This is a genomic window from Acerihabitans arboris, from assembly GCF_010131535.1.
GTDB lineage: Bacteria > Pseudomonadota > Gammaproteobacteria > Enterobacterales > Enterobacteriaceae > Acerihabitans > Acerihabitans arboris.
This window is the reverse complement of the sequence record NZ_WUBS01000028.1, coordinates 1-25,002: the sequence shown is the minus strand read 5'-3', so window position 1 is coordinate 25,002 and position 25,002 is coordinate 1. Positions and strand designations below refer to the sequence as shown.

21 protein-coding genes and 2 pseudogenes are annotated in these 25,002 nt (G+C 55.6%); 18 read left to right on the top strand and 5 right to left on the bottom strand.

Annotated features, from left to right (window positions below):
- The 6 genes and pseudogenes from GRH90_RS26000 to GRH90_RS25135 form a co-directional block, all read left to right on the top strand.
- On the top strand, positions 1-107 hold a 107-nt coding region (locus GRH90_RS26000), incomplete at its 5' end, for an integrase core domain-containing protein (RefSeq protein WP_512698839.1).
- A gap of 18 nt (positions 108-125) precedes the next feature.
- Positions 126-332: pseudogene (locus tag GRH90_RS25155) on the top strand (integrase core domain-containing protein); the annotation flags it as partial.
- A 350-nt stretch (positions 333-682) separates the two neighbouring features.
- On the top strand, positions 683-928 hold the full coding sequence (locus GRH90_RS25150) for a hypothetical protein (RefSeq protein ID WP_162368718.1): 246 nt from the start codon (positions 683-685) through the stop codon (positions 926-928).
- 201 nt (positions 929-1,129) lie between these two features.
- Positions 1,130-2,413: a colanic acid biosynthesis pyruvyl transferase WcaK gene (wcaK, locus tag GRH90_RS25145; protein WP_162368717.1), complete on the top strand. Its 1,284-nt coding sequence runs from the start codon at positions 1,130-1,132 to the stop codon at positions 2,411-2,413.
- A 206-nt stretch (positions 2,414-2,619) separates the two neighbouring features.
- Positions 2,620-3,939 carry a lipopolysaccharide biosynthesis protein gene (locus GRH90_RS25140; protein WP_162368716.1) on the top strand — a complete coding sequence of 440 codons (1,320 nt, stop codon included), beginning with the start codon at positions 2,620-2,622 and terminating at the stop codon, positions 3,937-3,939.
- Between the two features lie 221 nt (positions 3,940-4,160).
- Positions 4,161-5,363 (top strand): annotated as a pseudogene (locus GRH90_RS25135) (IS3 family transposase).
- A gap of 99 nt (positions 5,364-5,462) precedes the next feature.
- Here the strand turns inward: GRH90_RS25135 and asmA are convergent.
- The 3 genes from asmA to udk form a co-directional block, all read right to left on the bottom strand.
- Positions 5,463-7,292: an outer membrane assembly protein AsmA gene (gene asmA, locus GRH90_RS25130; protein WP_162368715.1), complete on the bottom strand. Its 1,830-nt coding sequence runs from the start codon at positions 7,290-7,292 to the stop codon at positions 5,463-5,465.
- Positions 7,293-7,336: 44 nt separating this feature from the next.
- Positions 7,337-7,918, bottom strand: a complete 582-nt coding sequence (dcd, locus tag GRH90_RS25125) for a dCTP deaminase (RefSeq protein WP_162368714.1) — start codon at positions 7,916-7,918, stop codon at positions 7,337-7,339.
- 77 nt (positions 7,919-7,995) lie between these two features.
- A complete protein-coding gene (gene udk, locus GRH90_RS25120) occupies positions 7,996-8,637 on the bottom strand; it encodes a uridine kinase (RefSeq protein ID WP_162368713.1) in 642 nt (213 codons plus the stop codon).
- A 246-nt stretch (positions 8,638-8,883) separates the two neighbouring features.
- Between udk and GRH90_RS25115 the strand changes: the two genes are divergently transcribed.
- The 3 genes from GRH90_RS25115 (at position 8,884) to GRH90_RS25105 (ending at position 11,223) form a co-directional block, all read left to right on the top strand.
- Entirely contained in the window at positions 8,884-9,552 is a 669-nt protein-coding gene (locus tag GRH90_RS25115) for a phosphatase PAP2 family protein (protein WP_162368712.1), read from the top strand.
- A gap of 387 nt (positions 9,553-9,939) precedes the next feature.
- Positions 9,940-10,941 (top strand): sugar kinase, encoded by a 1,002-nt coding sequence (locus GRH90_RS25110; protein ID WP_162368711.1) that lies wholly within the window; start codon positions 9,940-9,942, stop codon positions 10,939-10,941.
- 24 nt (positions 10,942-10,965) lie between these two features.
- Positions 10,966-11,223 carry a Rossmann-fold NAD(P)-binding domain-containing protein gene (locus GRH90_RS25105; RefSeq protein WP_162368710.1) on the top strand — a complete coding sequence of 86 codons (258 nt, stop codon included), beginning with the start codon at positions 10,966-10,968 and terminating at the stop codon, positions 11,221-11,223.
- Positions 11,224-11,602: 379 nt separating this feature from the next.
- Here the strand turns inward: GRH90_RS25105 and apbC are convergent, their stop codons facing one another.
- Entirely contained in the window at positions 11,603-12,715 is a 1,113-nt protein-coding gene (gene apbC, locus GRH90_RS25100; RefSeq protein ID WP_162368709.1) for an iron-sulfur cluster carrier protein ApbC, read from the bottom strand.
- Between the two features lie 141 nt (positions 12,716-12,856).
- Between apbC and metG the strand changes: the two genes are divergently transcribed.
- Both metG and GRH90_RS25090 read left to right on the top strand, forming a co-directional pair.
- Positions 12,857-14,890 carry a methionine--tRNA ligase gene (metG, locus tag GRH90_RS25095; RefSeq protein WP_162368708.1) on the top strand — a complete coding sequence of 678 codons (2,034 nt, stop codon included), beginning with the start codon at positions 12,857-12,859 and terminating at the stop codon, positions 14,888-14,890.
- Positions 14,891-15,181: 291 nt separating this feature from the next.
- Complete coding sequence (locus GRH90_RS25090; RefSeq protein WP_162368707.1) at positions 15,182-16,405, top strand: MFS transporter; 1,224 nt, start codon at positions 15,182-15,184, stop codon at positions 16,403-16,405.
- A gap of 107 nt (positions 16,406-16,512) precedes the next feature.
- Here GRH90_RS25090 and GRH90_RS25085 read toward each other — a convergent pair whose 3' ends face one another.
- Positions 16,513-17,418, bottom strand: coding sequence for a dihydrodipicolinate synthase family protein (locus GRH90_RS25085; protein WP_162368706.1), 906 nt, complete (start codon positions 17,416-17,418; stop codon positions 16,513-16,515).
- 357 nt (positions 17,419-17,775) lie between these two features.
- On the opposite strand from GRH90_RS25085, the gene GRH90_RS25080 reads away from it, so the two are divergent.
- The 7 genes from GRH90_RS25080 to GRH90_RS25050 all read left to right on the top strand — a co-directional run bounded on the left by GRH90_RS25080 (position 17,776) and on the right by GRH90_RS25050 (position 24,439).
- On the top strand, positions 17,776-18,180 hold the full coding sequence (locus GRH90_RS25080; RefSeq protein ID WP_162368705.1) for a CidA/LrgA family protein: 405 nt from the start codon (positions 17,776-17,778) through the stop codon (positions 18,178-18,180).
- Positions 18,180-18,875, top strand: coding sequence for a CidB/LrgB family autolysis modulator (locus GRH90_RS25075; RefSeq protein WP_162368719.1), 696 nt, complete (start codon positions 18,180-18,182; stop codon positions 18,873-18,875). The genes GRH90_RS25080 and GRH90_RS25075 overlap by 1 nt, the downstream gene beginning before the upstream one ends.
- A 109-nt stretch (positions 18,876-18,984) precedes the next feature.
- Complete coding sequence (cdd, locus tag GRH90_RS25070; RefSeq protein WP_162368704.1) at positions 18,985-19,995, top strand: cytidine deaminase; 1,011 nt, start codon at positions 18,985-18,987, stop codon at positions 19,993-19,995.
- A gap of 197 nt (positions 19,996-20,192) precedes the next feature.
- Entirely contained in the window at positions 20,193-21,140 is a 948-nt protein-coding gene (locus tag GRH90_RS25065; protein WP_162368703.1) for an alpha/beta hydrolase, read from the top strand.
- A gap of 103 nt (positions 21,141-21,243) precedes the next feature.
- A complete protein-coding gene (locus GRH90_RS25060) occupies positions 21,244-22,941 on the top strand; it encodes an NAD-dependent malic enzyme (RefSeq protein WP_162368702.1) in 1,698 nt (565 codons plus the stop codon).
- Positions 22,942-23,225: 284 nt separating this feature from the next.
- The gene (sanA, locus tag GRH90_RS25055; RefSeq protein WP_162368701.1) at positions 23,226-23,981 is read left to right on the top strand and encodes an outer membrane permeability protein SanA; all 756 of its coding nucleotides are present in this window, start codon (positions 23,226-23,228) and stop codon (positions 23,979-23,981) included.
- Between the two features lie 224 nt (positions 23,982-24,205).
- Complete coding sequence (locus GRH90_RS25050) at positions 24,206-24,439, top strand: YgdI/YgdR family lipoprotein (RefSeq protein ID WP_162368700.1); 234 nt, start codon at positions 24,206-24,208, stop codon at positions 24,437-24,439.
- Positions 24,440-25,002 lie beyond the last annotated feature (563 nt).

Sequence of the window (25,002 nt, the reverse complement as noted above, 5' to 3'; positions counted from 1 at the left end):
ATGAGTATAACCAGGAACGGCCTCATGAATCACTGGGAAACCTGACGCCGGAAGAGTATCGGATAACCCGAAGTTCGCCGATGATCTCAAAAAGTGCATGGCTTTAACATCGGGATGTTTACATGCCGACGGATAACCCGTTTATCGAATCGTTTAATGGCAACCTAAGGGACGAATGCCTGAATATCCACTGGTTCCTGTCGATGGAAGATGTGCAGGAAAGGCTTGATCGCTGGCGGGAAGAATATAACCATGACAGGACACATTCTTCATTAAATGACTTTACTCCGACAGAATTTAGCCGAAGTCACCAAAGTCGGCAGATCCTCTAATTGATCTTGGATTAGGATATGGGAAAGGGACAGTACGTAGCAGTTGTTTTTACAAATAAAAACTTGAAGATTAATACCAAAATTCCCGCGCAACAACGTATTTGCTTTCATTTTGACTCAAATAATCACAGATGTTTTGTTGCGTTTAGCTATAGCTATATCCGAGATTTGTCGCTTTCTCAAAAGGCAGCCTTTGTGCTATATAAAGATTAGAAATTGATATTCCGCCATTGGTCGCATAGAGGCTAACATTATCATGGCAAACATTTACCACTGTGATGCCTTATGCAGCCTGGTATTTCAAAAAATCAAAATATTGACGTCCACTTCTTCACCTTTGAAGGTAGTGAATGAGTAATATTCTGAAAAACAAGCCTGATGCACTGGATACTCTTGTAATTGCTGATTTTTCGTATAAAACTCATATACTGGTTTTTGTGATGAGGATCGCATACCGATCTTCTCCTACTGCGGGAGCCTTTAAATTTTTTCAATATCGCCTCTGGCTCGTAAGTCTAGCTGGTGTTGAAGGTGCTGAAATCGCAGCATATAGAGTGCTTTGGCAACTGCAAGCCAAGGGCGGTAGCGTGCATTAACGTTTAAAACTGCCAGCTGAAACCCATAAAAAGGCGTCCTAATCAAGAGTGACATGTTGTTGTGCCCTTTCTGCATAGCCAGACGCCAGCATTATCAGCCGATCTCGACTTAAGCTTTGATGCGCGAGATTAGTTATACATACTTTTAAATATACCGTAACACTTTAATTATTGCAAATTTAAAATTGCCATGAGGAATTTATGAAAATATTGCTAGTAGGAAATCACACTTGCGGAAACAGAGGCGATAGCGCAATCTTAAGAGGTATTATAAATTCCTTAGAGGAACTTGAGCCGAATATTCAAATAGAAATTATAAGCCGATTTGCTACCAGCTCAAGTTTTTTACTCGGCAGGCAAGTAGAAGAAGATATTCTCAATAACGCAGCAAGAAGGGCAAATGCAAATTTGAAAGGAAAACTGAAAAGACGGTTTTATGAATCTTTCATTTATAAAGCATTAATTGCTCATATCGAAAAAAAAGGAATATTGCAATACGTAAAACTGCCTCTAGTCTATAAGGAATTCACTGATACAATTAGAAAATACGATGCTGTCATACAGGTCGGAGGATCTTTTTTTGTAGATTTATATGGAAGTATCCAGTTCGAACATGCATTATGCGCATTGATGGCGAAAAAACCAATTTATATGATTGGACATAGCGTGGGTCCGTTCAAAAACAAAGCATTCAATGACGTTGCAAAATATGTTTTTTCTAATGTTGAATCATTGATTCTGCGTGAAAATGTTAGTCTGAATTTGATGAAGGATAGTGGTATCCCTACTAATAAAGTAAGAGCTGGCATTGACACCGCTTGGCTTGTTAGTGAAAAAATTGAAAAGAACGGTATAAATTATGCCCTACTGCATTGGAAGTCGATCATCATAAATAATAAGACAATCGCGATGACTTTTAGAAAATTGGCCCCATTTGATAAAAGATTAGGTATTACGCAAGAACAGTATATGGAATCGTTTACGCATTTGATTAATCATCTTACAGCAGCAGGATATAATGTAGTCGCATTTTCAACGTGTACAGGTATAGAGGGATATAACAATGATGATCGTATGGTGGCGCTCAAGATAAAGGATAAAATTTCTGATAATGATAAATTCCATATCATTATGGACGAATTTAACGATGTTGAATTAGGACAATTATTAGCAGAATGCGTTTTAACAATCGGCACTCGTCTACATTCAGCGATCATATCAATGAACTTTGGCACACCTGCTGTTGCTATTAATTATGAACATAAATCTCTTGGAATAATGCAACAACTTGATTTTTCAGAAATGGCTATAGATATTAAAGAGTTAATCGATAAAACATTAGTTGGAAAAGTCATGTCTATTTTGGAAAACCTTACTGTTATTAAAATTAAAATGGATCAAGCCGTCCGAAAAGAAAGAGAGAAGGGTAAAAAAATTAACAGTGAAATAATAAATAACATTCTCTCACAATCCGCCGTAAGATAAAAAATCAGAAGGGAAAAATATTTATATTTATTTTTTTATGCGGCACATAAATTATTTCTTGGCTGACTATCAAAAGTTTATATTTGAATTAATTTACGGACAAAAACCTTTTTTTTTGCATTTTGAGAACTTGCCAAATGACTAATTCAGAGATTCCTTTTGATACTAAAAGCTATGGCAAAAATTATGAATTGGAGTTATGAAAGGTGCAATCTATAAAAAAACAAGCAATGTGGCTCTTTAGCGCAACGTGTTTCTCGGCGGTGCTACAGATAATACAGCTTGGCGTGGTCGCCAGGACGTTAACGACTAAAGAATTAGGTATAGTTGCAATAATAAATTCAATATTATCTATCGCGATGGTCTTGCAAGACATGGGGATGAGCAGCTATTTAATTCATCGTCAACAATTAACCAGTAGGGAGCAAAGCACAATATTTTGGGTTAATGCTATGTTAGGAGCAATAACAGCGGCATTACTTGTACTAATTGCATTACCAATATCTTGGTTCTACAAAATACCCGAACTTTCGGCACTTATAACATTAACTAGCTTGAATTTTTTAATATTAGGCCTTCTATCTCAATATCAAGCCCACTATATTAAAGCAAAAAGAGCAATTTTGCTTTCACGAATAGAAATGTTTGCCAAACTTATCTCTGTTGCTTTTACCATTGCCCTATTATATTTTACACCCTTAAAAGCATCAGCAATAATATTAGGTTTATTTTTTAATGCTGTTATACGATTTTTATGCATGCTTTGGTATGCAGATAAAGATTGGCATCCTACATTTGAATTTTCTTATGATACCTTTAAGGCCGCTTTAAGATATGGTAGTTTTCAACTTGGCTCCCAAATTATTAATCAACTTAGGACTCAAGCAGATTCGTTATTAATTGGTAAATTTCTTGGAGCAGAAATTTTAGGGATTTATTCGCTCGCAAAGGATCTAATATTACAACCTTTAAAATTGATTTCACCCGTTATCAATCGTCTTGCATTGCCCAGATTTGCTGAGCGGCAAAACTCACATACTGAAATGATAAATTTCTATTTAAGATCAAGCAGAATTATTTGTATCATAAGTGCTATCATGTTTTTGCTGATAGGTTTATTATCACCGGTCGTTGTCAGAATTCTATATGGTGCTAACCATCAGCAAGTAGCGCAATTGATTCCCTATATGTTGCTGTTGGGGGTCTTAAGGCCAATGGGGGGGTTAACCGGCGCGATTTCGCAAGCTAACGGCAAGACACATGTTGAATTTTACTGGAATATTATTGCTGGGGTGATAATGATTACAATCATGAGCGCAGCGTTGTTCTGGCATGATATCGTTTATATGGCCATAGCCCTTTCTTTTTCACAAGTAGCCATTTCATTTTTCGTCTATCCTTTCTTTATAAAACCAATTGTGAATGTTGCATTTTACCCTTATATGAAAACGTGGTTCCCGGCTACACTATTATTTATCATCGGGATGTTAATAATTAACCATTGGAATCTTTACATCCATTTCTGAGCATGCAATATATTAAGGCTACGGTGGAAAAAAATTTTTTATCGGCTCATTTTTATTGTAATTGAGTATGCTTTAAAATAGTAAATTCATTTAGCTATAATTTTAAATCAGCCAATGCCTTAAATGTGCCTAGATTAGCCCCATGAATCACCAGACACATTGCCCCTCTTAAAATTAGAGGTAGGCTAAGAACTATGTTCAAGACTGGTCACAATAATAAGATGGTCGAATTGTTAACCGGGGCGGAGCGGCGCAGGCGTTCTCCACAAGAAAAAATCGCTATTGTTCAACAAAGCCTTGAACCTGGAATGACGGTTTCCCATGTGGCGCGGCAGCATGGCGTGAATGCCAACCAGGTGTTCAAGTGGCGCAAGCAATATCAGGAAGGCAGTCTGACCGCGATTACCGCCGGTGAGGAGGTCGTCCCTGCCTCGGAACTGTCTACCACCATCACGCAGATCCGTGAGCTTCAACGCCTGTTAGGCAAGAAGACCATGGAGAATGAGATCCTGAAAGAAGCCGTGGAGTATGGCCGGGGGGAAAAATGGATTGCGCATGCGCCCTTGTTACCCGGGGACGACGACTGACCCTGGTGAGTCAGTCGCTGGGCGTGTCGCGTGCGCAGCTATCCGTTCGTGTCCATCGTAAAGCAGCCTGGCGGGATGGCCGACAGCAACGCCCAACCGATGACAATGAGTTGGTGATACGTATCCAGCAGGCGACCGACTTACGGTTATCGGCGGGTCTGGACTCTGCCGCATCGCCAGTCAGAGACTAAAGGTCTCGCCCCGGTGAATGCGAAACGAGTGTATCGGGTCATGCGAGATAACCGGCTGTCGGCCCAACCAATGGAGCAGCACGCTCACAAGGGCAAGGTCGCGATAGCAGAAAGCAACCGGCGATGGTGCTCAGATGGCTTCGAGTTCCGCTGCGATAATGGAGAAAAACTGCGGGTGACGTTCGCCATGGACTGTTGTGACCGGGAAGCATTGGACTGGGCAGCAAGTACCGGTGGCTATGACCGTGATACGGTACAGGACGTGATGTTACGTTCGGTGGAGCGCCGCTTCGGCGATGCACTGCCGGAGGAACCAATAGAATGGCTGACAGATAATGGTTCAGCCTACCGGGCTTATGAAACGCGTGAGTTCGCGCTTGAACTGGGGCTAGAGCCGCGAACGACGGCAGTCAGGAGTTCGCAAGGTAACGGCATAGCGGAAAGCTTCGTCAAGACGATAAAGCGTGATTATATCGGCTTGATGCCAAAACCGGATAGCCATGTAGCGGTACTGAATCTGGCGATAGCGTTCGAGCACTATAACGAAAACCATCCGCATAGCGCGTTGGGCTACCGTTCACCACGGGAATATCAACGGCGTCGGATTATTATGAACTTAGAAGGGAAAAAGCGTCTGGATCTATAGGGGCAAATCCACAGCACTGCTTCCCATTATGTATGGCCGACGATTATTCCTCATTTTGAAGGCCTGGTTCCACCACTACAGGCCCCTCCCCCAAACCCTCTAGAGTTTATCCAACAGCTTTTGCACATTTTTATTCTGTGGATGGGCCTGGTTTTTCTGCGCCCAGGCGTCCAGGCGTTTCTTGAGCTCATCCTGCAGGCGGTCGCGCAGTAGCTGGTCAACGTGCAGCTGATAGCTGAGGTTATCCCAGGGGCCGTAGACGCGCAGCGGTATGGTGGTGGCGATAAGCGCCTCGGTCAGCTGCGGCTCGCCTTGCCAGCCTTTGAGCACGCGGATGTTCAGGTTAACGTCGCACTGCCTGCCGGGCAGGTCCAGCACGCCGTTGCCGGTCAGCGCCATCAGGTCCGAGTCTCCCGCCAGATCGTTCAGGCGCAGGTCGCCCTGGTCAAGCGTGGCGTCGGCGGTAAGCTGTTTTACCGCCGAATAGGTTTCGGTGCGCTGCTGCGCCGTGACGCTGCTGTTGCTGCGCTCCACCGCCCGCTGGATCAGCTGCTGGATATTCAGCCCTTCCAGGCGGGCGTTATCGAGCTGCATCCGGCCGGCGCCGCGCCAGTTCTGGGCGAAATCCTCGACGGTGAAGGATTGTCCGCTCAATTGTCCGTCGACGGATAATTGGCCGGTCAGGGTCTGCGGCAGCGAGAACGCCTGCAGCAGGGGCCCCAGCGCGACCTGTTTTAAGCTGGGCTGCAGCTCGAAGCGGGGCCGGGGGCCGGTGGTGTCCACCATGCCAGGCAGGCTGAATTCGCCGTCGCCCAGCCTGCCGCCCAGGGTATTGATCGCCAGGTGGCCGCGGCGGTTGTCCGCCTGGGTTTTGAAGCCGGTAATATTCAGTCCGTGGTAGATAACCTGGTCCGCCGACAGGTTAAGCTGGCCGTTAAAGCCGTTTAACACCGAAAACGGATGATCATCAGTGGCGCCGGCGATGACCGGCTTGCCGGTGTGATGATGATTTTGCGTATCGTTGTCGCCGCCGGGGGTGATGCCCAGCAGCGTATCCAGGTTCAGGCGCCTGGCGGTGAGGTCGAGCTGATAGACCGGCACGTCGCCCAGTTTGGCGCTGGCCTGGCCCGCCAGTTGGCTGTCGTTGGCGCTGAAGGCCATGTTGCCCAGCTCGATGGTCTGGTTGGTGGCGGAGTAGTCGGCGGTGAACCTGCCCTCCCCCTTGATCCCTTCGGCCGACATGCCGGGGCCGTGCAGTTCATAGTTAAAGCTGTCGAGGCTGGCGGCCAGCTGGCGTGGATAATGGCTCAGGTCGGCTTTGCCTTTCAAGGATACCGCCACGTCGCGCTGATCGCGGTTAATCCGGCTGGAGAAGGTGATATCGGCCTGCCTGGCCGCGGTCTGTTCAATATCGAGGTTAAAATCGCGCAGGTTGATTTGTTCGTTGGGCTCTCGCTGCCAGATAAGCAGGCTGTCGTTCACCTTGAGGCTGGAGATATCATAAGACCAGCCGCTATGCTGCTCGGGTTCCGGCGTGCCGGCGGGAGCGATGGGCGCATTCTCCGGACGGCGGGCTTCGCTGTCGGGCGTGATGGTAATGACGGCGCCTTTGAGCATGACCTGTTTTACCGACAGCTGGTGCGACACCAGCGGCCAGAGATGGACATCAAGGCGCATGTTTTCGGCGCTGACCACCGGCACGGCGGCGCCGGGGGCGGTCAGCGTCATACGCCCGGCCAGGATGCTCAGCTGCGGCCAGACGTGCCAGCGCAGGTCGCCGTCCAGTCGCAGCCGGTAGCCGCTGCGCTGCTCGACCTTGGTGACCATATAGTTGCGAAAGTCATTGGGGTTGATCAGTAACACCAGCGCCGTAATGCCGGCCACCAGTACCGCCAGCAAAATAACCAGCGTCGTCAGAAATCTTCTCATGGAGTCCTCGGTAATGTCTGCGCCATTCAGTACGTCTGACGGAATTAATCCTTGTCTATCCGGCTGGCGACCGCCCCTTGCTGGTTGCGGTATTTTGCGTCCTCGCGGCTATTATACGGCCGCGCGGCGTGGCCGCTCAGCGGCTCGAAGCTCAGGGCGCCGATAAGCATGCCCGGACGCAGCGCCAGCGGCAGCTTACCTGAATTATAGAACTCCAGCACGATCCTACCCTTCCAGCCGGGATCGATGCGGTGCGCGGTGACGTGCACCATCAGCCCGAGACGCGCCAGGGACGAGCGCCCGTCCAGCCAGCCGACCAGGTTATCCGGCAGCGTGACCGATTCAAGGGTGACCGCCAGCGCCAGTTCGGCGGGATGTAAAAAGAAGGCGCCGCCTTCCGGCAGCACGATCTCGTCGCTCATGACGCGATCGAGCGCGGCGGTGACGTCTTCCTTGGGGCCGCTAAGGTCGATAAAGGCCGCGGTATGGCCCTGGAACACGCGGAATTGATTGCCTAAGCGCACATCGACCGTGGCGCCGTTAATCCGTTCTACCGGCGGACGTGGGCTGATATCCAGCCTGCCGTCGTCCAGCCAGGCTTCAATATCGCTGTCGCACAATCTCATCGTTATTTCTCCATTAGCGTTCTAAGGGTTTACGTCGTCGCCGTCAGCGCGGCAATCCATACCGCCACGCGGGTCCTTTATTCAAAAAACTGACTGATTTTTGCCTTGAGTATATCGATGGCGATACGATTCTTGCCCCCGCGCGGCACTATAATATCGGCGTACTGCTTGGAGGGCTCGATAAATTGCAGGAACATGGGGCGCACCGTGCGCTGATACTGTTCCATTACTGAATCCATGGCGCGGCCCCGTTCGTTGACGTCGCGCTTCATGCGCCGCAGCAGGCAGATATCCAGCGGGGTATCGACAAAAATCGAGAAATTCATTTCCGCGCGCAGCCGCAGGTCGGTCAGCAGCAGGATACCCTCCAGGATAATCACCTTCTTGGGCCGCAGGTGGATGGTCTCCGGCCGGCGGGTATGCTCGACGTAGCTGTAGACCGGCATCTCGATGGCCTGCCCCGCCTTGAGCTTCTGCAGATGCTGGAACAGCAGGCTGTGATCCATGGCGCTGGGGTGATCATAGTTGGTTTTGACCCGTTCGCTCATGGTCAGATGGCTTTGATCCTGATAATAGCTGTCTTCGGGGATAATGCCGATATGCTCATCGCCGACTTGCTCACAGAGTTCCTGGTACAACGTGCCGGCTATCAGGCTTTTTCCGGAGGCGGAGGCGCCGGCAATGCCGATAATGACGCACTGGTGAGGCTTGTCAGTCATACAATAAATGGCCTGGAGTAATATAAAAAGGGCTGCGCCTGGGCGGCGTATTTGACGCGGCAATTATAGAGTGCGGAACAAACGGATGCCAGCAATAGCGCATTGCTGACGTGCATGAGGGCGATATAGTCAGATGATTGCCGCGATTTAAGTCACATTTTTAAGATAATTCATGCTGGAGAGGCGCGGAAAGATTGCGTAAGGTATATACAGCGGCGTTTTCAACCTACTTTTGAGCGGTACTTGATGAATTGGCATTGGTTAACATTTTTCGGCGACAGCACGCTGTTGCTGCCCTGTGCGGTGCTTATTGTCATTTTATTATTATGGAAGGCCGATACGCGCCGCACCTGCCTGCAGTGGCTGCTGCTGTTCGGCGCAGCCGGGGCCGTTGTGGTGGTGTCCAAGCTGGCTTTTATGGGCTGGGGCGTCGGCAGTCGGCTATATGATTTCACCGGTTTCAGCGGTCATTCGGCGTTGTCCGCCAGTATCTGGCCGGTGATGATCTGGATCCTGACCAGCCGCGCCTCCCGCGGCTGGCGGCTGGCGGCGGTATGCGGCGGTTATCTGCTGGCGCTGACCATCGGCGTTTCCCGGCTTGTTATCCATGTCCATTCGGTTTCCGAAGTGATTGCCGGGCTGGCACTGGGTTTTACCATCAGCACCTCGTTCCTGCTGATGCAATATTCCCGGCACACCGCCATTCGGCATCTCTCTTATGGCCAGCTCACCGCCGTACTGCTGCTGCCGCTGATGCTGGTGATCCAGGGTAAAAAAGCGCCGACCCAGGGATTGCTGGAACAGATAGCCTTGACGATGGCGCCTGTCGAGCGCGTGTATACCCGCGCGGATTTGCACGGCAAGGGCCGGCTGGCGTTGCCGAATAGCGGTTCCGCCCGGATAGCCCCCCAATAATCTCCTCCATAAGTTATTTTTCCGCCCTGCCCGGGCGGGTGTTAATCATGCTTGGGTAAGGCGTGTGCCTATCACCTTCGGGTATTGTCACAGGCCTGCCGCCGTAGAGGCGGATTTTTGCGGGTCAGGTGCGCCCGGCCCATCGCCCATCGCCCATCGCCCATCGCCCATCGCCCATCGCCCATCGCCCATCGCCCAAAAGTCTCTCAAGACCGCGTCTGATAAATTCGTGATCCAGTTCAAATATTTGCCTTCCGGTGATAGATCGCTACTGGAACCGGTTCCATACTCTCCTTATTGGTTTTGCCGCGCCGGCCCCAGGGCAAGTTTACCCTTGGGGTTGCCGGCCGGGCGCCCCGAATTTTTATGCCTTGAGGAGTTCCTTTTATGTCCGACAATTTTACCGCCGCAGCCAACCCCCAACCGCTTGATGTGGTGACCTTCGGCGAAGCCATGGCCATGTTTGTCGCCACCGCCGGCGGCGAACTGCGTGAGGTCAGCCAATACGTTCGCCGCGCGGCGGGCGCCGAGTTAAATGTCGCCATCGGCCTGGCGCGCCTGGGCCTGAAATCGGGTTGGGTAAGCCGGCTGGGCGGCGATTCCTTCGGCCGTTTTATCCTGGACACGCTGGATGCCGAGCGGGTGGACCGGCGTTCGGTGGCCGTGGATCCGTCCTATCCGACCGGCTTTCAGCTCAAATCCAAAGCCGAGGATGGAACCGATCCCAGCGTCGAGTATTTCCGTAAAGGATCGGCGGCCAGTCGGCTCTCCACGGCCGATTTTGATGAGCGATACTTCGGCGGCGCCCGGCATCTGCACTTAAGCGGGGTGGCGGCGGCGCTGTCGCCGGAGTCTTATGCCCTGGCCGCCCATGCGGCGCGCTGGATGAAGCGGCAGGGCAAGACCGTCTCTTTCGATCCGAACCTGCGCCCGGTGCTCTGGCGCTCGCGGCAAGAGATGGTGACCCGGTTAAATGAGCTGGCGTTTGACGCGGATTGGGTGCTGCCGGGGATTAAGGAAGGCCTGATCCTGACCGGCCACGACCAGCCTGAGGCTATCGCCGATTTTTATCTGGCGCGCGGCGTGCGGGCGGTGGTTATCAAAACCGGCGCCGACGGGGCGTATTTTAAAACCTTCGGCGGCGAACAGGGCATGGTGCCGGCGGTGCCGGTGGCAAACGTGGTGGATACCGTGGGCGCCGGCGACGGTTTTGCGGTGGGCGTGATCAGCGCGCTGCTGGAAGGCCTGACGCTTAATGAGGCGATTGTCCGTGGCAACCATATCGGCGCGTTGGCAATCCAGGTAACCGGCGATAGCGAAGGGCTGCCGGATCGCCGGCAGCTGGCGCGGGCCATGGCAAATACCGCCGTCAATGCACTGACGGCCTGATGACCTATTGCAGAAGGTATGCCCATGAAACCGAATGCCGTCCTGTATAAAAAAATTCCCGCCGACCAGTTGGCGCGGCTGCAAGCCACGTTTAACCTGACCCAATTCGACGGCACCAGCGACGCCAACCGGCTGGAGGTGTTGGCCGCGCTGAACGGCGCGGAGGGCCTGATCGGCGCCGGCCATCCCATCGGCGACGCGCTGCTGGACGCGGCGCCCCGGCTGCGCGCCATATCCACCATTTCGGTGGGCTACGATCGGTTCAATGTGCCGGAGCTGTGATGAAACCCGCCATGCCATGGTGGCCCGCGCGGTGGATAGCCTGATCGCGGCGCTGGCGGCGACGTGACGGGCAACGGCGTAAATCCGGGTGTTGGGTCGATTGGGCGGCGTTGAAAATAGCGGCAAATCCCCAAGGCGGAATTGGAGAGGCGGGCAATATTGAATTCCTGCCGACGGCGGCGGGATAAACTGTCATAACCAAGGGTTTAACAGCGTTGCGCCGGTCAGCGCGAAATCTTTGGCATTTCGGGTTACAAGCCACGAGCAAGCAACGAACATGTCGGCAAAACGGCAATCCGGCGGCCGAAGGCCCGGCACATCAGGTATTCCTTATGGAGGAGGTGCCGGACATCGGGAAACCGCAGGATAACTTGCTAACTTATATGGCCTTAAACGAAATCTCGGTGGGAATGACCTCGCCCTGCCAGTAAAGCTGCGCCGCCACCTGTCCCGCCAGTTGGCGGTAGAGTTCGGTAAACTCGCTGTCGGGGCGGCTGGCCACCGTCGGCTGGCCCCGGTCGAGATCCTCGCGCAGGCTGATATGCAGCGGCAGTTGTCCCAGCAGCGCGCAGTGGTACTGCTCGGCCAGTTTTTCGGCGCCGCCGGTGCCGAAGATGGCTTCCAGATGGCCGCAGTGGCTGCAGATATGCACGCTCATGTTTTCCACGATGCCCAGTACCGGCACGCCGACCTTTTCAAACATCACGATGCCCTTGCGCGCGTCGGCCAGGGCGATATCCTGCGGCGTGGTCACCACCAGCGCGCCGGTGACCGGGATATTCTGCGCCAGCGTCAATTGGATATCGCCGGTGCCCGGAGGCATGTCCAGCACCAGGTAGTCCAGCTCCGGCCATAGGGTATCGTTAAGCAATTGCAGCAGCGCCTTGCTGGCCATCGGCCCGCGCCAGACCATGGCGTTGTCTTCGGTGACCATATACCCGATGGAGTTGGTGGCCAGGCCGTGCGCCATGATCGGGGCCATATGCTGGCCGTCCGGCGACGTGGGGCGCTCGTCGCTGGTGCCGAGCATGGCGGGGATCGACGGGCCGTAGATATCCGCGTCCAGCAGGCCGACGCGCCCCCCTTCGGCCGCCAGCGCCAGCGCCAGGTTAACCGCGGTGCTTGATTTGCCGACGCCGCCCTTACCGGAGCTGACGGCAATCAGGTTGCGCACGCTTTTGACGCCCGGCTGGTCCTTGACCCGCTTCAGGGTGGCGATATTGTGGTTCAGCGTCCAGTCGATGGCCCGCGCCCCGGTCACGCGCAGCAGGTCCGCGCTGGCGGATTCCTTTAATTCGTCAAAGGCGCCGAGCCAGGCAAAGGGCATGGTCAGTTCGATATGCAGCGTGCCGTCCAGCAGCGCGCAGTGGCTCAGCGCCTTGAGTTCGGTAAGGTTGCGTTTAAGCGTGGGGTGCCTGAAGCGGGCCAGTGCCTGGGTCACTTGGGCGCGCAGCACGTCGGGGGTAGACTGTTCGGGTGATGGAGGATTCATCACGGCTCCTTGATTTCTCTTTCTGGGGGTGGTAACCGATGCGCATAGCATAACAGAACTGCCCGAGCTTGTTTACGTGAGGTGTCGCTATCGGTTACCATCGAAACTCTTTATTTCATCTGATAAAAGCACATTCCCAACATGACTCAAGTCGCGAAAAAAATATTGGTAACCTGTGCGTTACCATACGCTAACGGTTCAATCCATCTCGGCCATATGCTGGAGCATATCCAGGCGGATATTTGGGTCCGTTTTCAGCGAATGCGCGGCAACCAGGTTTATTTCATTTGCGCCGATGACGCGCACGGTACGCCGATCATGCTGAAAGCCCAGCAGCTCGGCATCGCGCCGGAAAAAATGATCGATGAAATGAACCATGAGCATCAGCGGGATTTTGCCGGTTTCGGCGTCAGCTACGATAACTATCACTCGACCCACAGTGATGAAAACCGGGAGCTGTCGACGCTGATTTACCATAGGTTGAAAGACAACGGCTATATCAAGACCCGCATCATTTCCCAGCTGTTCGACCCGGAAAAAGAAATGTTCTTGCCGGACCGGTTTGTCAAGGGCACCTGCCCGAAGTGCAAATCACCCGATCAGTACGGCGACAACTGCGAAGTGTGCGGCGCCACCTATAGCCCGACCGATCTGATCGATCCGAAGTCGGCGGTGTCCGGCGCCACGCCGGTGATGAAGGAGTCCGAACATTTCTTCTTCGACCTGCCGGCCTTCAGCGATATGCTGAAAGCCTGGACCCGCTCCGGCGCGCTGCAGGAACAGGTGGCCAACAAGATGCAGGAGTGGTTTGAATCCGGCCTGCAGCAGTGGGATATTTCCCGCGACGCGCCCTACTTCGGGTTCGAGGTACCGGACGCGCCGGGCAAATATTTCTACGTCTGGCTGGATGCGCCCATCGGTTATATGGGCTCCTTCAAGAACCTGTGCGACAAACGCGGCGACATTGATTTTGACGATTACTGGCGCGTGGGTTCCGATGCCGAGCTGTATCACTTTATCGGCAAGGATATCGTCTATTTCCATAGCCTGTTCTGGCCGGCAATGCTTGAAGGCAGCAATTTCCGCAAGCCGACCAACCTGTTCGTCCACGGCTATGTGACGGTCAACGGCGCCAAGATGTCGAAATCGCGCGGCACCTTTATCAAGGCCAGTACCTATCTTAAGCACCTGGAAGCGGACTGCCTGCGTTATTATTACGCCGCCAAGCTGTCGTCGCATATCGATGATATCGACCTGAACCTGGAAGACTTTGTCCAGCGGGTCAATGCCGATATCGTCAATAAGGTGGTCAACCTGGCCTCGCGCAACGCGGGTTTTATCGCCAAGCGTTTTGACGGCCGGCTGGCCGATACCCTGGCCGATCCGGCGCTGTACCGGACCTTTACCGACGCCGCCGTCGGCATTGCCGAAGCCTTTAACGCCCGCGAGTCCTCGCGCGCCATCCGCGAAATCATGGCGCTTGCCGACCTGGCCAACCGTTATGTGGACGAGCAGGCGCCCTGGGTGGTGGCCAAGGCGGAAGGACGCGATGGGGATCTGCAGGCCATCTGCTCGATGGGCATCAACCTGTTCCGCGTGCTGATGACCTATCTCAAGCCGGTGCTGCCTTCCCTGGCGGAGCGCGCCGAAGCCTTCCTGAACGTGCGGCTTGACTGGGAGGGTATCCATACGCCGCTCACCGGCCATACCGTCACCACCTTCAAGGCGCTGTTCAGCCGGATCGACTCCGCGCATGTGGAGAATATGGTTAACGAGTCCAGGGAAGAAGCGGCCGCGGCCGGCGCCAAAACCGTCGCCGGTCCGCTGGCGGACGAACCGCTGCGGGAGACCATCGCCTTTGACGATTTTGCCAAGGTGGATATGCGCATCGCGCTTATCAAGCGCGCCGAACTGGTGGAGGGATCGGATAAACTGCTGAAGCTGACCCTGGATATCGGCGGCGAGACCCGGCAGGTATTCTCCGGCATCCGCGCCGCCTATCCCGATCCTGAGGAACTGGAAGGCCGCCTGACGGTGATGGTGGCCAACCTGGCGCCGCGCAAGATGCGCTTTGGCGTTTCCCAGGGCATGGTGTTGGCGGCGGGACCGGGCGGCAGCGATATCTTCCTGCTCAGCCCCGACGCCGGCGCCCTGCCGGGCATGGCGGTTAAATAATATCGCCGGTTAGGGCGAGGCGATAAACCCGGGCCGTCGTATTCCGGCGACGGCCCGGTTGCCATGGCGGCCAACCGCACTGTTTATTCAGCGGCGCGTCCGGACAAAGGCGGTGACGCCCGCCGGCTGCGGGAAGCGTCGTTAACAAAACGGGAAAAATCCGCGCGCCGAATATCCACTCCGGCACAACCAAAATAAGATCATGTCGTTAGCGCTTTAAGCGCAACAGGTTTTGCCCTATACATTAAGGTAGCCGCAGGTGCCTTTTATTCATTATGGAAAAGATCGGTTATGAAGGGATTCCCGCCCGTTATCAGGGCGTTATTGGTGACATCGTTAATATTGACCATCGGCCGCGGACTGACCCTGCCCTTTATTGCCATCTATCTCTCCAGGCAGGGCGGCATGCAACCGGAAAAAATCGGCCTGGTGCTGGGCGCCGGACTGACGCTGGGGATTGTCTTCAGCCTGTACGGCGGCTACCTGGTGGATCGGTTTAACAAAAACCGTCTGATCCTGTGCGCGATGACGCTGTTTGCCCTGGCGTTTTTCCTGCTGCCGCTGGGCGGCGGCAGGCTGTTGCCCATGATCGCGCTGGTGGCGCTGGTGAACTCGGCCTACGCCCTGTACTCCATTACCCTGAAAGCCTGTATTGCCGAATGGCTGACGATCGAGCGGCGCATCAAGGCATTTTCCGCCAATTACACGCTGGTGAACGTCGGCTGGGCCATCGGCCCGCCGCTCAGCGTCATGCTGGCGAAAAGCAGCGCGGCGCTGCCGTTTTACCTATCAGGCGTACTGGCCGGGGCGACCGCGCTGACCCTGGCGCTGCTGCTGCCGCGCTATGGCCGTCCAGCGGCCCAGGAGAACGACCATGTCGTGGCGGCGGTGACGGAAAAAATCAATTTCCGCCAGACCGTGAACGTGCTGCGCCACGATAAGCGGCTGATCTTTTTTACCCTGGGCGGCATCCTGGCCAGCCTGGTGGGCGGCCAGTTCGCCAGCTGCATTTCGCAGTACCTGATGGTGGCGTTCGACGCCGATTTCGCCTACCGGGTGGTGGGTTTGATCCTGCCGGTCAACGCCGTCATCGTCATTACCCTGCAATATATGGTCAGCCGCAACATGCGCCGCGCAAACCTGATGCCCTGGCTGACGATCGGCAGCCTGTTTTTTATCATCGGCCTGCTCGGCATGGCCCTGGCGGGCAACGCCATACCGATATGGATGATTGCGGTAGCCATATTCTCCCTGGGCGAAATTATCATCACCCCGGTGGAATATCTGGTCATCGACTTTATCGCGCCGCCCCATTTAAAAGGCAGCTACTACGGCGTGCAAAGCCTCGACAACCTCGGCGGCGCCGCCAATCCGCTGCTCACCGGCATTATCCTGGCCCACGCCCCGCCGGTTACGCTGTTCCTGGCGCTGATGGGCGCCACGCTGCTCAGCCTCTGGCTATTCCGCCAAGGGTTTCGCCACGCCAGCCGCGCCGCGGTCACCAATTCTTTGTGATCCCGTCGCGGGCCGCTTGCCCGCGCCCGGCGAAAAAGACCACCTGACTTCAGCAAGCGAAACCCGCCCCCAGGCCGATAAGCGATCCCGCCTGACGGCAATCCTGCTTAAATTACCCCGCTCCTCGCCAACGCGCCCCTCACCTTCTCCTTCAGCTCGTCCGTCAGCGGCGACGCCGGCCACAGCGAATTCACCGAAATATCCACCCCCACCAGCTTAATGGCATACTTCACCGCGTTATAGAACGGCAAATCGTAATTATACAATTCCGGAATATACGACAAACGCTGCTGCAGCTTGACCGCCTGGGCATAATCCTGCTCCTGCCAGGCCCGGTAAATACCGCAGGTCAGCTGCGGGGCAAAATTGGCGCTGGCCGGGATACAGCCGTCGCCGCCGAGGATCAGGGTGCCGAACAAATACTCGTCATAACCGGAAAATACGGCAAAATCGGGACGCACCGGCTTGACCGCGTGAATAGTTTCACGGATATGGCTAAGGGTATCCACCGTATCCTTCAGGCCGACGATATTCGGGCAGGTTTCCGCCAGGCGGCGAACGATCGGCACGGGGATGGACTGGCCGGTCAGCGCGGGAAAGTTATAGATAAGGATCGGCAGGCTGAGCGCATCGGCCAGGTGCTTATAATGCAGATAGAGGTTTTCCTCGCTCAGCGGGTTGTAAAACGGATTCACCGCCACGACGCCGTCGGCGCCGATTTTTTGCGCATGCAGGCCAAAGCGGATCGCCTCACGGGTGCCGGAGTGCGCGATACCGATCAGCACCGGTTTGCGCTTATCGACATAGTTCACGCAGAATTCCGCCGTCCGCAGGCGCAGTGCTTCCGACATATGGGCGAACTCGCCGGCGCTTCCCAGGAAAAACAGACCGTTGACGTCCGAGGCAATCAGGCTGTCCAGCAGGTTGGCCATGCTGGCTTCATCAAGCTGCTCGTCTTCGGTAAAAAGAGTGGGAACCGGCGGGATAACACCATAAAAACGTGGAATAGCCATACAAAACTTCTCCTGATCTCAGATACCGGCCGACGACGATCGTTCGTCAGCTAATGTAGTCTATCTGTTATCAGGTTAGCCGGTGAATTGCCGTGCGATAGGTCATACATTTAAAACCGTTTTTTCGCCGGCACGATTTTTACCAGCATAACTGGTAACCTATCCCTTAGCCATGGCGCCCCGCGGCGGATTGATATACCGCGGCGCCGGCGTCCGGTCACGAACCCCGGCGAACGGGCTTGTTCCAAGACCGTCGCGCCGGCTGGATGATAGCCATTTCATATGACAGCCCGTGAACGGTAGCAGGGTGTGACAATAAATTGTATGATAAAAGCGATTTATCATAAGGTTGAGAGAATGCGCAACATCATCATAAACGGCTGGGCCTTTATCCGCGCCTTTGCCTTGATTTACCTTTGCCTGTTTATCGGCAATTTCTTTTCCCGGCTGCTGCCGATTACCATACCGGGCAGTATCCTGGGCATGTTAATCCTGTTTGTCCTGCTCTCCCTGCAACTGTTGCCGCCGCTATGGCTCAAGCCCGGCTGCCACCTGCTGATCCGCTATATGGCGCTGTTGTTCGTGCCTATCGGCGTGGGCGTGATGGAATATTATCATGAGCTGTCGTCGCAGTTCGGACCGCTGGTAGTGTCTTGCGTGATCAGTACGCTGATAGTGATGGTGGTGGTGGGCTACAGCTCGCACTACGTCCACCGCGAGCGTCCCGTGGCGGGCCAGCCGCGTCCCCCCGAGGATCAATGATGCTAGCCAATTTCTGGTGGTCGCTGCCGCTCACCCTGGCGGTGTTTTTTGGCGCGCGTCGCCTGGCGGCCAGGTTTCGCATGCCGCTGCTCAATCCGCTGCTGATTTCCATGGTGGTGATTATTCCGCTGCTGTTAATCACCGGCATTCCCTACGCACGCTATTTCGCCGGCAGTAAAATCCTCAACGATCTGCTGCAACCGGCGGTGGTGGCCCTGGCCTTTCCGCTCTATGAACAGCTGCACCAGATCCGCGCGCGCTGGAAGTCGATTATCACCATCTGCTTTGTCGGCAGTATTACCGCCATGGTCAGCGGCACCGCCATCGCCCTGTGGATGGGCGCCACGCCGGAAATAGCCGCCTCGATTTTGCCTAAATCGGTGACCACGCCTATTGCCATGGCGGTGTCGCAATCCATCAACGGCATCCCGGCCATCAGCGCGGTGTGCGTGATTTTTGTCGGCATCCTGGGCGCGGTGTTCGGCCATGCGCTGTTTAAACTCCTGCGGATCACCACTAAAGCCTCGCGCGGCCTGGCCATGGGCACCGCGTCCCATGCGCTCGGCACCGCCCGCTGCGCCGAGATGGATTTCCAGGAAGGGGCGTTCAGCTCCCTGGCGCTGGTGATCTGCGGCATCATCACCTCGCTTACCGCGCCGTTCCTGTTCCCGCTGCTGCTGCGGGCATTCGGTTAACGGCGCCGGCGTCCGGCCGGCGGCCCGGTCACGCGATAAGAGATTGATCATATTTATTTAAGCGTTTAACGACTAAAATGATTCCCTAACGAATGCTTAGGGAATCATTATGCACGCACGATTCAACCCCTCGCTGGACGCCCTGGAACCGGGCCTGCGGGCCGCGCTGGCGCATGAACTGGACCAGGAGGATTTCAGCGGCTGGTTCAGCGCCGCCCAGGCCGCCACCCTGATGCGGGCCGGCAACCTTGATGAAAACGCCTTATGCTTTGCGCTGCTGCCGCTGGCCGCCGCCTGCGCCCTGGCGCCGGTCTCGCGTTTCAACGTCGGCGCCGTCGCGCGCGGCGTGAGCGGCAACCTCTATTTCGGCGCCAATATGGAATTTATCGGCGCGCCGTTGCAGCAAACGGTGCACGCCGAGCAAAGCGCCATCAACCATGCCTGGCTGCGGGGCGAAAAGCGCCTGCGCGGCATCACCGTCAACTACACGCCCTGCGGCCACTGCCGCCAGTTTATGAACGAGCTGAACAGCGGCGCCGATCTGATGATTTACCTGCCCGACCGCTCCCCCGCCCCCCTGGCCCATTACCTGCCCGACGCGTTCGGCCCACGGGACCTGGCGATCCATACCCTGCTGATGGACGGGGTGGATCATCAGTACGCTATCATGACGTCCGATGCGCGCGGCGCCAAACCAGGTAAATCGCCAGGCGCGCGTTCCGCCACGCTGGCCGGCGCTATTCCCGCGACTACGCAACCCATGGCTACCGCCCCGGATAAAGGCGCCGCTGCCGGCAACGATCCGCTGGCGCGCCAGGCGCTGCTGGCGGCCAACCAGAGCCATGCGCCTTATAGCCAGGCGCATAGCGGGGTGGCGCTGCAAACGGCGGACGGGCGGATTTTTGCCGGCCGCTACGCGGAAAACGCCGCCTTTAACCCCAGCCTGCCGCCATTGCAGTCGGCGCTGATATTAGTGAATATGGCCGGCGCCGATTGCGGCAAGATCCATCGGGCGGCGCTGGCCGAGCGCGAAGGCGCGCCCTTTTCACAAGCGGACGCCACGCGCTCGACCCTTAGGGCGCTGGACTGTGGCGAGCTAACCCGTTATTGGCTGACCTGAACCTTGGGCAAAAGAGACGCCATCCGGCGGCGGGCAAGGCGCCGTTATGGGCCAACTTTGCCCGGGGGTTGCGCGTGGAGGTTCGCCGATAATAAAAAATAACGTTTCGTTACCAACCGGTATAAATTGTTCCACACCTGGCCAACGTTCTGTGGTTTTATTGACTTACTCGCTAAAGGGCAAACCGCAGGATTATCATGGATCGTCGTCAGTTTATCGCAGGTTCGGCCGCGGCCGTCATTATGCTGCGCGCGGGAGCAGGACTGGCCCGGAGCGGGCCGCCGTCCGGAAGATATATCGAGATTGCCTTATGGGATGGCGCGCCCCCCGGCGGCGGCGGGCCGGCCGGCGATGCTAAACTGTCGGCCAAAGGGGCGCTGAGCAATGTCGTCCGGCCCTTCCTGAGCGTTTTCCGTCCGCAAAAACCCAACGGGCAAGCGGTACTGGTCGCCGCCGGCGGCGGCTATCGGCGGATAGAAATGGGGCATGAGGCATGGCCCGCCGCCGGGTGGCTGGTAAACCTGGGTTACACGGCTTATGTGCTGGGTTACCGTTTGCCGGCCGAGGGCTGGCGGGACGGCGGCCTGGTCGCGCTGCAGGACGCGCAGCGCGCCCTGCGCATCGTCCACAGCCGCGAAAAGCACGTGAGCGCGCTTGGCTTCTCGGCCGGAGGGCACCTGCTGGGCATGGCCATCACCCGCCCTGATTTTCGCGCCTATCCCGCGCTGGACGCGCTGGACAATACTCCGGCCCGCGCCGATCGCGCCGCGTTAATCTACCCCATCATTACCCTCGAAAAACCCTATGACCATTCCTCCACGCACAAAATACTCGTCGGTCCCGATGCGACCGCCGCCGCGGAAGCCCGGTGGTCGGTACAGAATTTTGTCACCCGGCATACTCCCCCGGTTTTCCTGGCGCAGGCTGACGACGATCCCATTGCCGATCCGCATAACACGTTAATCATGGCGGCGGCATGCCGGAGTAAGCACGTGCCGGTTACGATGTATCGATACTCGAGCGGCGGACATGGCTTTGGTATGGGAAAGCCCGGGACGCCTACCCTGGAATGGCCTGCACGATATCAGGAATGGCTGCGCACCGCATGGGAAACCGCGGGAAGGCAAAAGTTTATTAATGAATAGTTATTCCATTAATCATTAAATAACAAATTACCAATGAAAACATGCAACCTGCGCCGCAATCTTTTATCATTTTGGAATCTTTTGGTAAGCCACGGAAAAATTTATGGAACTGGAACACGAAAGCAAGCGCCCCCTCTATATCCCCCACGCGGGTCCGGTACTGTTGGAATTTCCGCTATTAAACAAAGGCAGCGCGTTTACCATCGAGGAGCGCGACAATTTCAACCTGCACGGCCTGCTGCCGGAAGCGGTTGAGACCATCGGGGAGCAGGTCGAGCGCGCCTGGCGTCAGTACCAGGATTTCACCAGCGATATCGATAAACATATCTACCTGCGCAATATCCAGGATACCAACGAAACGCTGTTCTATTGCCTGCTGGACAGCCACCTGAGCGAAATGCTGCCGATTATCTATACCCCGACGGTGGGCGAGGCCTGCGAGCATTTTTCCGATATCTATCGCCGCGCCCGGGGACTGTTTATTTCGTACGGCAACCGCGACAAGATTGACGATATGCTGCAAAACGCCACCAAGCAGAACGTGAAAGTGATCGTGGTCACCGACGGCGAGCGCATCCTGGGCCTGGGCGACCAGGGTATCGGCGGCATGGGCATCCCCATCGGCAAACTGTCGCTGTATACCTCCTGCGGCGGCATCAGCCCGGCTTACACCCTGCCGGTGGTGCTGGATGCCGGCACCAATAATCCCCAGCGGCTCAACGATCCGCTGTATATGGGCTGGCGCCATCCGCGCATTACCGGCGACGAGTATGATGAATTCGTCGATGCCTTTATCCAGGCGGTGAAGCGCCGCTGGCCCGACGTGCTGCTGCAGTTCGAGGATTTCGCCCAGAAAAACGCCACTCCGTTGCTTAACCGCTATCGCGACGAACTGTGCTGTTTTAACGACGATATCCAGGGCACCGCCGCGGTGACCCTGGGCTGCCTGCTGGCCGCCAGCCACGCCGCCGGCAGCCGCCTGCGCGACCAGACCGTGGTGTTTTTGGGCGCCGGCTCCGCCGGGTGCGGCATCGCCGAGCAGATCGTGGCGGAAATGCGCACCGAGGGGCTGAGCGAGGATGAAGCGCGCGCGCGGGTGCTGATGGTCGACCGCTTCGGTTTATTAACCGATAAGCTGGCCAACCTGCTGGATTTCCAGGCGCGCCTGGTGCAGCACAGCGACCAGATTGCGGACTGGCGGCTGGATAGCGACCAGATTTCGCTGATGGACGTGGTGCGCAACGCCAAGCCGACGGTGCTGATCGGCGTCTCGGGCCAGCCGGGGCTGTTCAGCGAGGAGATTATCCGCGAGATGCATGCCCACTGCCCGCGCCCGATAGTCATGCCGTTGTCCAATCCCACCTCCCGGGTGGAGGCCACGCCGGAAGACGTGATTCGCTGGACCGACGGCGCGGCGCTGGTGGCTACCGGCAGTCCATTTGCGCCGGTGCGTTATAAAGACCAGGTCTATCCCATTGCCCAATGCAACAACGCCTATATATTCCCGGGCGTCGGCCTGGGCGTGCTGGCCTCGGGCGCCAAGCGGGTAACGGAAGCCATGCTTATCGCCGCCAGCCGCGCGCTGGCCGACTGTTCGCCGCTGGTCAACGGCGCCAACGGCGCGTTGTTGCCGGATATTAACGATATCCAGGGTGTCTCCAAGGTGATCGCCATGGAAGTCGGCAAGGCGGCGCAGGTGCACGGCGTGGCGATGGTCACCCCCGAGCAGGTGCTGTCCATCGCCATCGAGCATAATTTCTGGCATCCGCAATACCGCCACTACCGGCGCACCCCGTTCTGAGCATGGGATCCCGGCGGGAGGCGGTTGCCCCATGCCGGGCATCCCACGGCGCGGGATGTGAATATTGATGGTATGCCGGATAACACGGCCCGCCGGAGAACGGACGCGGGCCGCTTAAAATAGGGCGCCCCATGGCGCAGCGGATAAAATGCGCGGCCGGGCGCGGGCGGCTAAACAAATTGTCACATCGGGCGCATTCGGCCGCCGCGCTCCTTGCTTCGGCCGGGCAGGTAAAGTAGCCTTGGGCAATGACTTTGCGGCAGGATTAGGTTAAGGCTTACGGCATGTGGAAGCGCCTGATATATTCCCTGATTATTATCGCGGGCGTTTTACTATTCACGGCGTTCGGGCTGGACCGCTGGATCAGCTGGAAAACGGCGCCCTATATCTATGAAGATTTGCAACAGCTGCCGCACCGGCAGGTGGGCGTGGTACTGGGCACCGCAAAATACTACCGCGCCGGCGTCATTAACCAGTACTACCTCTATCGCATCCAGGGCGCGCTCAACGTTTACAACAGCGGCAAGGCCAACTATCTGCTGCTCAGCGGCGACAACGCGCTGCAAAGCTACAACGAACCCGTCACCATGCGCCGCGATCTGATCGCCCACGGCATGCCCGCCGGCGACATTGTGCTCGATTACGCCGGCTTTCGCACCCTCGATTCAATCATCCGCACGCGCAAGGTATTCGACACCAACGATTTCACCATTATCACCCAGCGCTTCCACTGCGAACGCGCGCTGTTTATCGCCATGCGCATGGGTATCCAGGCGCAGTGCTTCGCGGTGCCCTCGCCCAAGAACATGTTCTCGGTCCGGCTGCGTGAAATCGGCGCGCGCCTCGGCACCCTGTCGGATTTATACCTGCTCAAGCGCGAACCCCGCTTCCTGGGGCCACAAATCCCCATTCCGGCCCCGCACGACATCCCCGAAGGCGCCCAAGGCTATCCGGCGGTATCCCCCGAACAACTCCTGGAAATCCAACCCAAACCCGAACCGGATAACGACAGCAACGACCGCCTGCCGGATATGCGCTAAACAGGTTAGCCAGTCCGGCCGTTGCAATCCGGATCAAGGCAGGATCCGCTGGTTCATCCCACCGGCCGCCGATGATGGCGATAAAACTCAATAATCACCATTAATCCTAAAATAACGGCCAATGGCACGGTTAAATCATCGTTCGTCTCGTAAGAATGAAACTATCTGCTAGATTTAAGTGGGATAATTCAGAATTTCATGAAGGTTTATCAGAGGATAATAGAATGAAGAAAAATATATTGGTTTCAATCGCTTTTAGCTGCGCCTCGCTATTTTTGCTGGCCGCCTGCTCATCCAATCAGGCAATCAAAACCACGGACGGGAAAACCATCGTTACCGATGGCAAACCGCAGGTCGATGAGGACACCGGTCTCGTTTCCTATAAAAATGCTGAAACCGGCAAAACCGAGCAGATCAACCGGGATCAGGTCAAATCCATGGGCGAACTTGATAATTAAACCGGCGCCGGCTTAAGTGTTACGTTCGATTGCGCAAGGGTATGGATGCTGATGCCATAACAGGACGTGGGGCGGGATTGCCCCGGCATAAAGGTCGCTGATGGGTTAATTCTTGAAATTTTTACCCTGGGTGGCGTTGCCACCGCAAATTTCTACCTCACCGGCCCTCGCTTTGCTCTCAATGAGAGATTTTGCCGCAACCTGCATGATGAGGCGCTGACGAGCCAATATCGGACTAATGCCCTAATTTTTAGCAGATGATGACCTGCCCCCTCCCATCATGACAAAGATTGTTATACGCAAACCCTCCTGCGGGTAAGCGAGGCCGTGGTTTCTTGCTAGATTGATCCAGCCTTAGCCTGAACCAGGCTCAGTATAAGGAGAGGGTCTGAAATTCAGGATTTGGGATTCGGGATTTGGGATTCGGGATTCAGGATTCAGGGTAAGCGTACGCCCAGAGCCGTCTGTTAATTACCCGTCAAGTTGTCGAAGATGATGTCCATCATTTTTTTTAATGGACGCTACTCATGAAACAAACCCCCGCAAAACCCTCAAGACGTCGT

What these genes read in the sequence shown, in the direction of transcription:
- GRH90_RS25080 (WP_162368705.1), top strand. Translation starts at nt 17,776, where the DNA reads ATGCGCAACATCATCATAAACGGCTGGGCCTTTATCCGCGCCTTTGCC.
- metG (WP_162368708.1), top strand. Translation starts at nt 12,857, where the DNA reads ATGACTCAAGTCGCGAAAAAAATATTGGTAACCTGTGCGTTACCATAC.
- GRH90_RS25150 (WP_162368718.1), top strand. Translation starts at nt 683, where the DNA reads ATGAGTAATATTCTGAAAAACAAGCCTGATGCACTGGATACTCTTGTA.
- udk (WP_162368713.1), bottom strand. Translation starts at nt 8,637, where the DNA reads ATGACTGACAAGCCTCACCAGTGCGTCATTATCGGCATTGCCGGCGCC.
- GRH90_RS25060 (WP_162368702.1), top strand. Translation starts at nt 21,244, where the DNA reads ATGGAACTGGAACACGAAAGCAAGCGCCCCCTCTATATCCCCCACGCG.
- sanA (WP_162368701.1), top strand. Translation starts at nt 23,226, where the DNA reads ATGTGGAAGCGCCTGATATATTCCCTGATTATTATCGCGGGCGTTTTA.
- GRH90_RS25110 (WP_162368711.1), top strand. Translation starts at nt 9,940, where the DNA reads ATGTCCGACAATTTTACCGCCGCAGCCAACCCCCAACCGCTTGATGTG.
- apbC (WP_162368709.1), bottom strand. Translation starts at nt 12,715, where the DNA reads ATGAATCCTCCATCACCCGAACAGTCTACCCCCGACGTGCTGCGCGCC.
- GRH90_RS25105 (WP_162368710.1), top strand. Translation starts at nt 10,966, where the DNA reads ATGAAACCGAATGCCGTCCTGTATAAAAAAATTCCCGCCGACCAGTTG.
- GRH90_RS25090 (WP_162368707.1), top strand. Translation starts at nt 15,182, where the DNA reads ATGAAGGGATTCCCGCCCGTTATCAGGGCGTTATTGGTGACATCGTTA.
- wcaK (WP_162368717.1), top strand. Translation starts at nt 1,130, where the DNA reads ATGAAAATATTGCTAGTAGGAAATCACACTTGCGGAAACAGAGGCGAT.
- dcd (WP_162368714.1), bottom strand. Translation starts at nt 7,918, where the DNA reads ATGAGATTGTGCGACAGCGATATTGAAGCCTGGCTGGACGACGGCAGG.
- GRH90_RS25065 (WP_162368703.1), top strand. Translation starts at nt 20,193, where the DNA reads ATGGATCGTCGTCAGTTTATCGCAGGTTCGGCCGCGGCCGTCATTATG.
- GRH90_RS25075 (WP_162368719.1), top strand. Translation starts at nt 18,180, where the DNA reads ATGCTAGCCAATTTCTGGTGGTCGCTGCCGCTCACCCTGGCGGTGTTT.
- GRH90_RS25085 (WP_162368706.1), bottom strand. Translation starts at nt 17,418, where the DNA reads ATGGCTATTCCACGTTTTTATGGTGTTATCCCGCCGGTTCCCACTCTT.
- GRH90_RS25050 (WP_162368700.1), top strand. Translation starts at nt 24,206, where the DNA reads ATGAAGAAAAATATATTGGTTTCAATCGCTTTTAGCTGCGCCTCGCTA.
- cdd (WP_162368704.1), top strand. Translation starts at nt 18,985, where the DNA reads ATGCACGCACGATTCAACCCCTCGCTGGACGCCCTGGAACCGGGCCTG.
- asmA (WP_162368715.1), bottom strand. Translation starts at nt 7,292, where the DNA reads ATGAGAAGATTTCTGACGACGCTGGTTATTTTGCTGGCGGTACTGGTG.
- GRH90_RS25115 (WP_162368712.1), top strand. Translation starts at nt 8,884, where the DNA reads ATGAATTGGCATTGGTTAACATTTTTCGGCGACAGCACGCTGTTGCTG.